6 protein-coding genes, 3 pseudogenes and 1 other annotated feature are annotated in these 13585 nt (G+C 68.2%); of the genes and pseudogenes, 7 read left to right on the plus strand and 2 right to left on the minus strand.

Translation table 11 applies throughout. The features are described from left to right. Window positions 1-86: 86 nt before the first annotated feature. The 4 genes and pseudogenes from L7N97_RS26165 to L7N97_RS26180 all read left to right on the plus strand — a co-directional run. Window positions 87-3233 (plus strand): glycosyltransferase, encoded by a 3147-nt coding sequence (locus L7N97_RS26165; protein ID WP_237481376.1) that lies wholly within the window; start codon window positions 87-89, stop codon window positions 3231-3233. 43 nt (window positions 3234-3276) lie between these two features. Next, complete coding sequence (locus L7N97_RS26170; protein WP_237481378.1) at window positions 3277-6192, plus strand: class I SAM-dependent methyltransferase; 2916 nt, start codon at window positions 3277-3279, stop codon at window positions 6190-6192. An 89-nt stretch (window positions 6193-6281) separates the two neighbouring features. After that, the gene (locus L7N97_RS26175; protein ID WP_237481380.1) at window positions 6282-7889 is read left to right on the plus strand and encodes a right-handed parallel beta-helix repeat-containing protein; all 1608 of its coding nucleotides are present in this window, start codon (window positions 6282-6284) and stop codon (window positions 7887-7889) included. 370 nt (window positions 7890-8259) lie between these two features. Then, window positions 8260-8701, plus strand: a pseudogene (locus L7N97_RS26180) (transposase); the annotation flags it as partial. Beyond that, window positions 8487-8603: a sequence feature (AL1L pseudoknot), on the plus strand. (Overlaps the previous pseudogene by 117 nt.) Before the next feature lie 177 nt (window positions 8702-8878). Here the strand turns inward: L7N97_RS26180 and istB are convergent. Next, the gene (istB, locus tag L7N97_RS26185; RefSeq protein ID WP_237478175.1) at window positions 8879-9613 is read right to left on the minus strand and encodes an IS21-like element helper ATPase IstB; all 735 of its coding nucleotides are present in this window, start codon (window positions 9611-9613) and stop codon (window positions 8879-8881) included. Between the two features lie 11 nt (window positions 9614-9624). After that, window positions 9625-11111 (minus strand): annotated as a pseudogene (istA, locus tag L7N97_RS26190) (IS21 family transposase); the annotation flags it as partial. Between the two features lie 131 nt (window positions 11112-11242). Here istA and L7N97_RS26195 point away from each other — a divergent pair. The 3 genes and pseudogenes from L7N97_RS26195 to L7N97_RS26205 all read left to right on the plus strand — a co-directional run. Then, window positions 11243-11626: pseudogene (locus tag L7N97_RS26195) on the plus strand (hydantoinase B/oxoprolinase family protein); the annotation flags it as partial. Beyond that, the gene (locus L7N97_RS26200; RefSeq protein ID WP_237481382.1) at window positions 11623-12771 is read left to right on the plus strand and encodes a CaiB/BaiF CoA transferase family protein; all 1149 of its coding nucleotides are present in this window, start codon (window positions 11623-11625) and stop codon (window positions 12769-12771) included. The pseudogene L7N97_RS26195 and the gene L7N97_RS26200, both read left to right, overlap by 4 nt. After that, window positions 12768-13583, plus strand: coding sequence for an enoyl-CoA hydratase-related protein (locus L7N97_RS26205; RefSeq protein WP_237481383.1), 816 nt, complete (start codon window positions 12768-12770; stop codon window positions 13581-13583). Before L7N97_RS26200 ends, L7N97_RS26205 begins: the two co-directional genes overlap by 4 nt. Window positions 13584-13585 lie beyond the last annotated feature (2 nt).

Below are 13585 nucleotides of genomic sequence, written 5' to 3' on the forward strand. Positions count from 1 at the left end.
TCCATATCTCCGCACCTATCTCCCCGGGACGCCCCGGCGTACATCGCGGAGCGGGCGCGATCGACGGATCTGGATGGATGCCTGGGGTGGACGCTCTGACCATGGACCACCGCTCTCCACATCCCGACCTCGCGCAGAGCTCCGCCCTCCTCCAACGCGCCCTGCTCATCGCGGCCACCATCTTCGATGCTGACTGGTACGGCCGTCTGCACGGCCTCGACGGCCTGGGCAAGCCAGAGCTCTTTATTCACTACACCTGCCAGGGAATGTTCGGCGACCTGAGCCCCCACCGGCTGTTCGACGCGCGTCATTATCGAGAACAGGCGAACCTTCCAGACGCCACCCCCGCGCTGCTCCACTACGCGGCGAACCCGTCGACGGGCACGGGAGATCCCCACCCCCTGTTCGACGCCGCCCACTACCTCGATCAAGCGCCGGACCTGGACGACGGCGCCGACGATCCCCTCTCCCACTTTCTGCGCGCTGGCGGCCAGAACGGGCTCAATCCCCACCGGCTGTTCGACGTCGCCCATTACCTCGCCGAGAATGCGGTCCGATTGGAACGCGGGCAGGATCCGATCACTCACTTCCTCATGGTCGGCGCGGCTCGGGGCTGTTCGACGTCGCCCTGCTTCGACCTGCCCTGGTACTGCGCCATGTACGCGGACCGGCTGCCGCCCGGCATCAACCCGCTCGTGCACTACGTCACGGTCGGACACCGCACCGGCTTCAATCCGAACCGCGCCTTCGACTGCGAGGCCTATCGCCGCCTGAACGGGATCACGTCGAGCGATGTCGATCCGCTGTGTCACTTCCTTGAGGAGCCATGGGGGGCGGGGCGCCAGTTGCCGGCCGGCGTCGTGTTCTCCGCCGGAGCGGGTTTCTCCGTGCTTTCGACAAGGGCGGAGCGCTTGGGGCGGCACCCCCTCGTGTCGATCGTCGTCTGCAACCGGAACGGGGCACACCACCTCGCGGACCTGTTCGACAGCCTCGCGCGGCAGACCTACCGCAACCACGAGATCGTCTTCGTCGACGACGCCTCGACCGACGCGTCCCTACACGTCGCCGGGTTGCAGCCCGGCATCCGAATTGTGCGGCTCGCGGAGCAGTCCGGGTTCGCGACGGCGAACAACGAGGGGCTGAAGGCATCGCGGGGCGAGGTCGTGGCGCTCCTCAACAACGACACACGAGTCGACGAGAACTGGCTCGAGGGGCTCGTCCTCAGGATGCGCGACGACCCCACGGTCGGCGCCGTCGCGCCGAAGATCAGGTTCTGGACGAAGTTCACGCGGATCAGGATCGAGGCACCCGCGCCCTTCGCGGTCGACGGCGGCGTGCTGCTGGAGAAGCTCTCTTACCGGAAGTACGTGCTGAAGCAGGGGGATCGAAAAGACGGCGTGATCGTGGCTGTTCAGCACGCCCCGGGAGGCTTTCGCGTCGAACTCGACCTGCCACTCTGTCAGGATGTGATCGAGGTGCCGATCCCGGACATCCCAAAAGGCCTCGCGATCGCGATCGACGGCGTGAAGAGCGTCTCGCGTGTGGTCTACAGACGGGAAACACCGCAGGCCGTCGAGGTCCGCCTCGGCGAGAACGGGATCTTCCGATCGGGCTTCCACATCATCAACAACGCGGGCAGCGTGACGCAGGACGACGGCATGCCCGCCGACCGAGGCATCTTCGAGGTCGACGCACCGCCGTATGATGAACCGGTCGAGGTCCCGTATCTTTGCGGCTGCTCCGCGCTCGTCAGGCGCAGCGCCCTGAACGGCCGCCCGCTGTTCATCGATGAACTCGGGTTCTACTACGAGGACAGCGAACTGTCCCATCGCATCCGAACGTCGGGCTATCGCATCGTCTACGAGCCGCGCTCGATCGTCTACCATAAACACTCAGCATCGACCGCGGAAGGTTCGCCCCTCTGGAGGAGGTACACGGAAAGGAACGCGGCCCTGATGAGGTACATCCTGACTGGATGCGAAGACGCCCAGGTCATCTTCGACAGTCTCGCCAAGCTCAACCATCTCCTGGGCTGGTACAGCGAGAACGCTCCACCGGACTCGGCCGAGCGGCGATACGCGGAGATCATACCGCAGATCATGGAGGAGCTGCCGCTCCTGGCCGGCAAGATCAAGAACGGTGGCCTTCCCGCGCGGAAGGCAAGGAGGATCGGCGTCTACAACCCTTATTGGATGACGCTCGGCGGCGGGGAAGCCCACGCGCTGAATATCGCCGAGGCACTCGCGACGGACGGGCCTGTCGAGATCATCTCGGAGTCGGACTTCGATCTCGACGAGGTCTGTGGCTTCTTTGGGGTGAGCGGCACTCGCTTTCTCAAGCGCATCGTCGCCCCGATGACGCCGAAGATCACCGAAGACTACGACGTGTTCGTCAACTCGTGCTTCCAGAGCGTCATGCCGTCCCTCGCCGCGACGTCGCTCTATGTCGTCAGCTTCCCAACGCGACACGCGACCCGGTCCTTCGTCGAGAGCTACACCTTTCTGGCCAACTCCCGATTCACCGAGGGCTGGATCGAGACGTTCTGGCGGGAGCACCATCCGCGCACGAGCGTTCTGTATCCGTCCGTCGCGGATGCGTTCTTCGTTTCCGAGGCGGAGTTGCGGTCGAAAAACAGGACCATCCTCTCCGTGGGGCGCTTCGCCACGAAGGGCCACAGAAAGTCCCAGATCGAGATCGCACGAGCGTTCAAGACCTCCGTTTCATCCGGCCAGATCGGGCCGAACTGGCAGCTCGTCCTGATCGGAAGCAGCGACGACCCGGCCTATACTGCGCAGATCTCCGAGGTGCTGTCGGGGTGCAGCCATCGCATCCTGATCGACGCCGCATTCGCGGACGTCGTGGAGGCCTACAGGCGGGCGAGCGTCTATGTGCATGCGAGCGGCATGGACGTGGACAGCGACGCTGATCCGGAACTGTGCGAGCACTTCGGCATCGCGGTCGCGCAGGCGGCCGCGAGCGGATGTGCGCTCTGCGTGTACGACGCGGGCGGGCCGGCGGAGATCGTCGACATGCTCGACAGCGGGGTCAAGTTCAGGACAGGGCGGGAGATGTGCGACCGCCTGCGGGACCTCACCGCGCGCTTCGATCGGGACGGTTTCGATCGGGCCGAGGGGGGCCGACTCATCGAGCGGGCCCGCCGCTTCGCGCGGTCGGCTATCCGGCGAGACCTCGCGCGGGAACTGGCCGCCTCGAACCCGCGAGCGGCCCCGTGAAGCGGGAAGCGCTCTGCCGCGACGGCTCCGGGGCCGAACGGTGATGCCCTCCCAGGATCGCCCGCTCTTCGCCGACGTCGTGTTCGGGCCGGTCCTGAGCCTCGGCGCGAACTGCGAGCCCGCGCACCACCTGCGGATCCAGGGCCGCCACCAGCCCGGGCTGTTCGATTGGCTCGTCACGCCGCTCGACGCAATCGAGCACGTGCTCGCGGACGATGGCGCGAAGCTGGGCAGCGCCTTCATCGCGGTCCAGGAAGGGAGGTCGGTGCGGTGCGGCGCCTACGATCTGCTCTTCCACCACGAGTTCCCGCGGCGCGACGGCGACCTCGTGATGTTCGATGCCGCGGCTGTCGAGGCCTGTGGTTCGAAGCTGGCCCACAAGTGGCACCGCTTCATCCAGGCCTGCGAGGGCGGGGAGCCCGTGCTCTTCGTCCGCTTCTCAGCGCTGACCGGACTGCCCTGGGACCGCATCGATCCGGCAAGGGATCCGCTCGGGATCGGAGACCTCAACCGGCTCGCAGCGGCGTTGGGGCGCCGCTTCCCCGGACTGGTGTTCCGCCTGCTCGTCGTCCTGCCGGAGCCCGACGGTGGAAGCGCGTCGCCACTCGAGGGCGCGCCGCAGCCCCTCGACGCGCGCGTCGCGGTCGAGCGGATGCCGGCGAAAGCCGGGGGGGCCTGGTCGACGTCGGACGGGGACTGGCGCGCGCTGCTCGCACGGCTTCGCTTCCGCTCGCCTGGGCGGGCGACGGCGCTCGGTGAAGCCCTGCACTGGTCCGGGGAGGACGCCGCGGCGCCAAAGAGCCCGTACGTGTCGGCCCGGCCGGGGTTGGCCTCCGAGATCGCGGCGGAAGTTTTGGAGGGCAGGTTCGACGCGGCCCTCCACCACCTCGACCTCGCCGTCGCCTTCGGGGCCGAATCCCCCGAGGCGGCCGTGGAACTCGGCCAGGATCTCTGGAGGGGGTTCCGGTCACACCAAGCGACGGTCGCCTTCGGCGCGGCCTTCGCGGCGGGCCGCCGGGAGCCGGAGTTCCTCCGGGACCACCTCGGCCTGCTATCGGGCGAGACCCGCTACGGCGAGGTGCTGACGACGGCTGCGACATTGACGACGGCCGACGCGGCCCTGCGGCGCGACATCCTCGCCTTCACCGGGCACGCGCGGCTCGCCCTGGCCCACGATCGAACCGCCGAGATCGAGGCGGCGGAGCGACGCGAGGCGTCGCCGCGCTGGCTCGACACGGCGGCGGTGATGGCGCGCATCGAAGCGCATCTCGCCGAGCGACGGCCCTTCAGCCTCATCCGGCTCGGCGACGGGGAGGCGCGGTTCCTGATCGCGGCGCGGCGCGGCCTCTGCCCCGACATATCGGACGCCGAGGCCGGCGCGATCGGCTCGGTCGTCTGGCACAATTGGTTCGGCCGCGACTGGGCCGACGCCGACCCAGCCGCAGTCGCCGATCTGGCGACGTCCTACGAGGAAGCCGTGGCGCAGGCCGACATCGTCGGCGCGAGCGACAGCACCCGGTTGCGCCAGGACACGGGGCATTACGGCTATCTCGCCGCGCAGGAGCGGTGGCTTCGCGGGATCGGCACCTCCCGGCCGAGCCTCGCCTGGACCAGCGCTTTCGTGCATCAGGATCTCGACCGCGCGGCGCCGTTCCTGGCGAGCCTTCTGCAGGGGAGGCGGACCGTCGGCCTGATCAGCCCGCATCCGAGGCTGGCGGAGCGCCTGCGGCGGCGCTTCGGCATCGGGACTGTCGTCTCCCACGTCATACCGGGCGAGGGTCGCCTGCCCGGCACCATACGGGGCCCGAACGCCGTCGGGCACTTCCCAGACCTGTACGGTCGCCTGCTGGCGACGATCGAAGTTCCGGAGCCTGGGTGCCTGTTCCTGGTCGCCGGCGGCCTGCTCGGCAAGATTTACTGCGCGCGCATTAAGGCGCTCGGCGGCGTCGCGATCGACGTCGGCGCGCTCGTGGACGCGTGGATGGGCTACAACACGCGGTCGGGGCAGCTCGCCGGCGTCGGCACCCTGGAGGTGCCGCCCGCTGCCGCCGCGGAGGGAAGCTCCCACCTCGCAGCGGGGCAGGCCGAGCACGATCGCCTGCAGAGGGAGCTCGCAACCCTCAAGCAACGGCTGGACGAAGGCTTCGCCGTCGACTTCAACGACTTCGCCTATCGGCCGAGGGAGCGGGACTGGTCCGAGGCGAGCGGCGCCGGGGCGATCGCCCGGCGCTTGGAGGCCGACGAGGAGCGCTACGCCCGCCTGCTCGAGCAGATCTGCAGCTTCGCGGCACGATTTCGCGCCATCCCATCCTTTCCTGCCCCGGACAAGCCGCATTGGGAGAACTGGTGGCTGCCCGGCCTTGACGCCGCGGTGCTCTACGGCCTCGTCGCGATCCGGGCGCCGCGCGTCTACATGGAGATCGGATCAGGTTTCTCCACGAAGTTCGTCAGGCAGGCCATCATCGACAACGGCCTGCCGACGCGGATCGTCTCGATCGACCCGCATCCGACCGCCGACGTCGACGCCATCTGCGATCGGGTGATCCGCGAGCGTTGCGAGGACGTGTCGCCGCAGGTGTTCTCCGGGCTCGACGAGCGGGACATGCTGTTCGTCGACAACAGCCACCGCAGCTTCCAGAACTCCGACGTTACCGTCTTCTTCACCGAGATCCTCCCGTCGCTCGCCCACGGCGTCACCTATGGCCTGCATGACATCTTCGTGCCGTTCGACTATCCACAGGGCTGGACGAACCGGTTCTACAACGAACAATATCTCATGATGGCGTACCTGCTCGGCGGCGCCGACGACGACGACATCGTCTTCCCGACGCACCACGTGTCGCGCGAGCAGGCCTTCGCGCCGCTGCGCGACCGACTGCCGGCAGAGGTGAGGCACCTCGACGGGCTGGCGTCGTCGTTCTGGATGCGGCGCCGAACCGATGGACGGACGCCCAGATGATGCGGGACCCGCCGGAACGGCCCGAAGCCGAGGGTGTGGGGCCGGCCGTTGCAGGTCCGTCGCCGCGGGCGTCGGGCCACCGTGGTCCGATGAGAGCGGGTCCAGCGGAGGGCTCATCGACGGCCGGCCTCCGTCGCCGCGGGTTTCTGGGCGCGGCCGGGGCCGTCGCGCTCGCCGCCGCGGCGCCGAAGGCCCTAGCCCAAGCCTTCGAGGGCTGCCCGCGCGCGGCGGGCGAAGGCGACGACACCCTCGACGTCGACGCGCTGATCCCCCCCGGGGAGATCGCGGGCACCGCAGAGGCCGACAGCGCGGCCCTGCGCCGCGCCTTCCAGCGGGCGAGCGGCACCGTCCGTCTCGCCCCGCGCGTCTACCTGCTCGACGCGGCGGCCCTCGCCGGCGTCGCGCTCTCGGGCAAGCGCCTCCTCGGCCACCCTGGGAGGACGGTCCTCCGACAGTCGGCTGTTCCGGCTCGCGACATGATCTCCGCTGTGGGTTCCCGCGACTTCGTCATCGACGGGGTCACCTTCGACGGCGGCGGGCTCCTCACGATGGTGGACAGGACCGCCACGACCTACCCGCTCTTCCAACCCTGCCTGCTGATCCAGGGCGGATTCAATTTCACCATCACCCGCTGCACGTTCGTGGGCTTCCACACGTGCGGCATCCTGGCCAACAACACCCAGCGAGGGCTGATCGAGGGCTGCCGCCTCGACCGCGGCGCGCCGATGTCGGCGCCGGCGAACTACGGCATCGCCGTGCTGGGCGGCGGGTCGAACATGACGGTGCGCGGCAACGCGCTGCGCGGCTGCCAGATCGCCCTCGACGGCTCGGACTCGGCCGTCGAAGGCAACGACGTGTCGGGCTGGGGCTTCTCCGCCGGCATCAACGTCGCCGAGGATGCGATCAGCCACGACATCACTATCCGAGACAATTTCTGCCACGACAGTGGCAGGGCGCCGGACCGCGACGGATACCTCATGGAGGGCATCGAGTGCTGGGCGCTCCGCGCGATCGTCACGGGCAACCACTGCTTCCGAAATCTCGGCAACGGACTGTCGGTCTCCGGCCGGGACAGCGTCGCCTCGTCCAACATCTGCTACGACAACGGCACCGCCGAGCACGCGGCCCACGGCATCTACCAGCGAGCCGACGCGACGGACGGCGGCGGCTCGCTCATCGCCGACAACCGATGCTTCGACACCCGCGCGAGCGGACAGACGCAGCTCTGGGGCTACGGGCAGAACGGGAGGGCGATGAAGGGGATCAGGCTCGCCGGCAACGACATGGACGGCTGCCCCGCGGGCGCGGTCGACACGTCGGTCTGGAGTCCCGACACGGTGGTGGACGGCTGGCGGACTCTCGCCTTCACCCCGATCGGTGTCCGCGTGACTTTCGCAGCGGCCAGCGCGCTCGTCCGGGTCGGGCCGGCGCAGACGATCATGGACCTCGACATCACCATGCCGGCGACGCGGGAAAGGACAGCCTTCGGCATCGACAGCATGGATCAACTCCCCACGGCTGCGCGTCCAATCCGGGCAGTCGCCTTTTCCATCGATCAGGCCCCGATCACCGATCTTCGGCTTATGCTCGATGTCGGCAAGAACCGGATTATTGCGAACTATTCAGGCGGCCCCGTGTTGAATGCCGCTCTGAGCGGGGCTCGGATCGTCGCCACGGCGACGTGGGTGCATGCCTGATTTAGGAGCGTCGAACGTTGAAGCTACATCGAGCGATTGATTCTTGTCCCAGCTGAACCGAATGAATGTCTGTTTCTTTTCTGTGCTCTCTCCAAAGCGGCCGTTCTGCTCTCCACCCGAATTCGCCGTTCGGATCTTGCCGGCCGAAGCCGACCCATGGACGAACCCGCTCTCGCGGGAGTGCTTTCTGAAAGCTAGGGCACAACTGGAGATCAGAACGAGCGCTTCAGCGGGTTGAGCCAGCCTTCGAGCGTGAGGACCCACTAAACACCGCACCGGATCGCCCGGAAGCTCCTGATCCGTCGAGACTGGAGCCATCACAAAGCGCACACCCTGATTTTCCCTTGAGGTCCGCGAGCGCGCGGTCCGGATGGTGCAGGAGCACCAGGGCGAGCATCGCTCGCGACACGCGGCCATCCGGTCGATCGCGTCCTAGATTGGCTGTTCGGGGGAAACCCTGCGTGCCTGGGTCAAGGAGGCATAGAGCAGCAAGAGTTCGCGGACGGGCACGACGACGGGCGAATGTGATCGCATCAAAGCGCTGGAGCGCGAAGTCCGTAAGCTGCATCAGGCGAATGGGATCTCGCGGAAAGCGAGCGTCTATTTTGCCATGGCCGAGCTCGACCGCTGCTCACGAACATGAAAGCCTTCATCGACGAGCACCGAAATGCTCACGGGGTCGAGCCGATCTGCAAGGTGCTGCCGATCGCCCCATCGACGTACTACGCGCATCCCGCTCGGCAGGCTGACCCCGCAAGCGGTCGGCACGCGCCCGGAGCGATCCGGCGTTGATGGTCGAGATCCACCGCGTGCACTGCACGGCGCGCGGATATACAACAAAGGCGCGGATGTTGGGTGTCAATCGGCGTTGAAATTTGACCCCCTATCGGCGTCCAATGTTGACCCCCTTGCTGCAATCTGAGGCGGTAGCGGCCGCCCGGCGAAGCGGGTCAGGGTTGCGCAGCCGGGCGGCTGCGGTGGCGTGATGCTCAGGCCGAGGCGCGGTTTTTGAAGCGCCAACTCTCGTTGCCGGTCTCGACGATCTCGCAATGGTGGGTGAGCCGGTCCAGCAGTGCGGTCGTCATCTTGGCATCGCCGAACACGTTCGGCCATTCACCGAAGGCCAGGTTGGTCGTCACGATGACGGAGGTCTGCTCGTAGAGGCGGCTGATGAGATGGAAGAGGAGTTGCCCGCCAGACTGGGCAAAGGGCAGATAGCCGAGTTCGTCGAGCACGATGAAGTCCATGCGCGACAGGTAGTCGGCCATGCGGCCGTGGCGGCCGGCGCGGCCTTCGGCTTCGAGCCGGTTCACGAGGTCGACGACGTTGAAATAGCGGCCACGGGCGCCGTTGCGGATGCAGGCTCGGGCGATCCCGATGGCGAGGTGAGTCTTGCCGGTCCCGGTGCCGCCCACCAGGACAGCGTTGCGCTGGTGAGCAAGGAACTCGCCGCCGGCGAGATCGCGCACCAGCATCTCGTTGATGAGCGTGCCTTCGAACCGGAAATCCTCGATGTCCTTGGCTAAAGGCAGCTTGGAGATGGTGATCTGATACTTGATCGAGCGCGCCTGTTTCTCGGCGATCTCGGCCTGCAGCAGATCACCGACGATGCGTTGCGGCTCGTGCTGGCGCTTCAACGCCGTGGTGATGATCTCGTCGTAGCCGGCCTTCATGCCGTAAAGCTTCAGGTCCACCATCGTGGCCAGGATTTCGGAACGTTCCATCACATGATGCTCCTCAGAGTGTCATAGCGCGCGCAGTCGGCGACGGGCTCGTGCTGCAGGCGCAGCGCGTCAGGGGTATCGATGGTGATGACGCGCGCGGGTTCGCGGCGTCGGGCCAGGATGTTGAGGATGATGTCGGCCGAGTGGACGCCGGCTTCGAGCGCCTCCAGGCAGGCAGCCTCGACGGCCTCCAGCCCGTCGTCCATGGCGGCCGTCAGCAGGCCCACCATCTGGCGATCGCCATCGTCGGCGCCGGCGAGCTTGCGCCGGACGCGCTCGAAGGCGGGCGGCAGCACCCAATCCTTGAACGGCGCCCCGTTACGCAGGGCGCCGGGCTTGCGGGCCAGCACCGGCACATAATGCCAGGGCTCGAATACGGTCTCGTTGCGGCCGAACCTGCGAACATGCTCGCCCACGACATGGCCGCCCTGGCGCAACTCGATCCGCTCCGCATAGGCCCGCACTTCGACGGGGCGGCCGACGGCGCTCGCCATCACCGAGTAACGGTTGTTGTCGAAGCGGATCAGGCACGTCTTGGACACCGAGACCGGCACGGCGTGGAAACCGTCGAAGGCGCCGACATAGGGCACGAGGCTCGGCCGCTCCGCCTCGAACGCCTGCCAGACCGTGATCTCCTTGTTCTCGGATGGGGATGGCCCTTGGCGTAAGCGACGCACTGATCGAGGAGCCACCTGTTCAGCTCCTCGATGCTCTTCACGCGCAGGCGGGGCGTGAAGAAGCGCTCGCGCACCAGGCCGACCTGGTTCTCGACTTGGCCCTTCTCCCATCCCGACGCCGGCGTGCAGGCGACGGGATCGACGAGATAGTGAGCGCACATCTGCTGAAAACGGCGGTTATATTGTCGTTCCTTGCCGACGAGGATCGTTTCGACTGCCGTCTTCATGTTGTCGTAGATGCCGCGGCGGCAGGCGCCCTCGAAGAAGGCGAAGGCCTTGTCGTGGGCGTCGAACACCATCTCCTGGCTTTCGCGCGGATAGGCCCGCGCAAACAGCATGCGGCTGTGGCAGAGCCGGACGTGGGCCACCTTGATGGTGACGGTGGTGCCGTTGATCAGCACGATCTCGTGGCTCCAGTCGAACTGGTAGGCCTCGCCCGGATCAAAGCTCAGCGGCACGTGGGCGGCGGCCGTCACCGCGACCCGCTCGCGCCGCCAGCCCCGGGCGTAGCGCCGGACAGCGTCGTAGCCGCCCGCATAGCCGCGGCCGCGCAGATCCTCGAACACGCGGATCATGGTGAGCCGCTCGCGGGCCGCCTTGCTGTCGTTGGCGGCCAGCATCTCGTCCAGATCAGCCCGCCACTGCCCGAGCTTGGGCATCGGCTGGACCTCACGCTCGTACTCGAACGCGGTGCGGCCGGTGCGCACCACCTTGCGCACGGTGTTCCGGGACACGTGCAGATCCCGGACGATCTCCTTGATGGACCGGCCTCGAATGAAGAACTCGCGCCTGATGCGCGCAATCGTGTCCACGCCTTTCATCCCCCCCACCGCCCGTCCCGCAACAAGGACGTGCAGCTTGCTCGAATTGCACTCGAGGGGGTCAAAGTTGGACGCCGATCCCCCTCACATGGGGGTCAAAATTCCACGCCTAATCACACACCGGCGGGGCCGGGCGCTTTCGGGGCGGGCTTTCGTCCCGTCGCACCTACCGCATCGGCTACGACGAGGCCACCTTCACGGTGTCGGGCGAGCGCGGGCGCTCAGCCCCGCAGGGCCAGTTCGGCGGGCATGCCGGGGCGCCGTTCCTGTGCCAGGTCCGCAAGGCCGACGGGTCGGTGACGGCCGTGGCGGCCAAGGGCGGGCAGACGGTGGTGCACCGGGGCGACCGGGTCTCGATCCAGCCCGCGGGGAGCGGCGGCTACGGCGACCCGCGCGAGCGACCGCGGGCCGCCATCGAGGCCGACCTTCTCGACGGCTACGTCACCGCGGGCGAGGCCGAGAAGCATCACGGCGTGGCCGGCGTGCCGTCCCGGGGCCGGGAGGAGCGGGCATGACGAACACCTTGCCCCTGGCCGGGATCCGCGTCGTCGAGATCGGCCACAGCCTCGCCGCCCCCTACGCCGGCATGATCCTCGGCTCGCTCGGGGCCGAGGTCATCAAGGTCGAGAGCGAGGGGAACGGCGACTACGCCCGCGACTGGGGCCCCCCGTTCATCGACGGAGCCGCCGCGCTGTTCCATGCCGTCAACCACGGTAAGTCCAGCGTCGCGCTGAGCCTGTCCGACCCCGCCCACGCCGCAGCCCTGCGCGACCTGATCGCGACCCGCGCGGACGTCGTCCTGCAGAACCTGAAGGCCGGCAGCCTCGCCAAATACGGGCTCGGGCCGGCGGACCTGCGCGCCCTCAATCCCGGGCTGATCTACTGCAACCTCGGCGCGTTTGGCGAGGTGGGCCCGCTGCGGGACAAGCCGGGCTACGACCCGCTCGCCCAGGCGCTGAGCGGCCTCATGAGCCTCGTCGGCCACCCCGGCGAGCCCGCCGTCCGCATCCCCGTGTCGGTCAACGACATGGGTACGGGGCTCTGGGCCGCGATCGGCGTGCTCGCGGCCCTGCTGAGGCGGCAGTCGACCGGCGAGGGCGAGGTGGTGTCGGTGTCGCTCTACGAGACGGCCCTGACCTGGGCCAGCATGCAGATCACCGACTACCTCGCCAACGGGGTCATGCCCGGGCGGTGGGGTTCCGGCACCGCCGCGATCGTCCCGCACCAGGCCTTCGAATGCGAGGACGCGCCCATCATGGTCGCGGCCGGCAACGACCGGCTGTTCGCGCGGCTCTGCGCCGTGCTCGACGCCGGGCACCTCGCCGAGGACCCGACGTTCCGCAGCAACGGCGCGCGGGTCGCGAACCGCGAGGCCCTGGTCGAGCGGCTCCAGGCCGTGTTCCGCACGAAGCCGGCCGCGCACTGGCTCGCGGCGCTGGACGAGGCCGGCATCCCGTGCGGGCCCATCCTCACCGTCGACCAAGTGGTGCGCCAGGAGCAGACCCGGGCGCTCGACCTCATCAAGACCACGGACGACGGCGCCGTCCAGGTCGTCGGCCTGCCGATCTCCTTCGGCGGCGAGCGGCCCGACAGGATCGGCCGGGCACCGAGGCTCGGCGAGCACAACCATCTTCTGGACGCGAAGGAGGCGGCGGAATGAGAATACTGGAAGCGATCGGCAGGGCCCCGATGGAGACGCTGGTCCTCGAGGAGTTCGGCGAGCACATCCTCGTCGTCCGGCTCGACCGGCCGCACGTGGCCAACGCCATCACGTCGACGACGGGGCACGAGCTCATCCGGGTGTTCGGCGCCCTCGAGGCCGACCCGACGCTCTACCGCTGCGTGGTCCTGACCGGCTCCGGGGAGCGCGCCTTCTGCGGCGGTGCCGACCTGAAGCAGCGGGAAGGCATGACCGACGAGGACTTCAGCCGGCAGCACTACCTGTTCGAGCGCATGAACCGGGCCATCACCTTCTGCCCCGTGCCGACCATCTGCGCCGCCAACGGCGCCGCGGTGGCGGGCGGCCTCGAACTCCTGCTCGCCTGCGACTTCGCCTACGCGTCGCGGGCGGCGGTGTTCGGCTTCACCGAGGTCATGCGGGGCATCATGCCGGGCGGCGGCGGCACGCAGCAACTGCCCCGCGCCATCGGCGCCCGGCGCGCCAAGGAGCTGATCTTCCGCGGCGCCAAGTTCTCCGCCGAGGAGGCGCTGGATTGGGGGCTGGTGAACCGCCTCTGCGAGCCGGCAAAGCTGCTGGAGGAGACGATCGCGACGGCCGAGGAGATCTGCCGCAACGCGCCGCTCTCGATTGCGCAGGCCAAGAAGGCCGTGGACCTCGGCCTCCAGACCGACCTCAGGACCGGCCTCTACACTGAGATCGAGGCCTACTACCGACTGATACCGACGGCCGACCGCCACGAGGGCATCAACGCCTTCAACGAGAAGCGGCAGCCCGTCTTCAAGGGGCGCTGAGC

This window comes from Lichenibacterium dinghuense, from assembly GCF_021730615.1.
Lineage (GTDB): Bacteria > Pseudomonadota > Alphaproteobacteria > Rhizobiales > Beijerinckiaceae > Lichenihabitans > Lichenihabitans dinghuensis.

Excerpts from the sequence above, each read along its gene's own strand:
- L7N97_RS26170 (WP_237481378.1), top strand. The coding sequence starts at position 3,277 with ATGCCCTCCCAGGATCGCCCGCTCTTCGCCGACGTCGTGTTCGGGCCG.
- L7N97_RS26200 (WP_237481382.1), top strand. The coding sequence starts at position 11,623 with ATGACGAACACCTTGCCCCTGGCCGGGATCCGCGTCGTCGAGATCGGC.
- L7N97_RS26175 (WP_237481380.1), top strand. The coding sequence starts at position 6,282 with ATGAGAGCGGGTCCAGCGGAGGGCTCATCGACGGCCGGCCTCCGTCGC.
- istB (WP_237478175.1), bottom strand. The coding sequence starts at position 9,613 with ATGGAACGTTCCGAAATCCTGGCCACGATGGTGGACCTGAAGCTTTAC.
- L7N97_RS26205 (WP_237481383.1), top strand. The coding sequence starts at position 12,768 with ATGAGAATACTGGAAGCGATCGGCAGGGCCCCGATGGAGACGCTGGTC.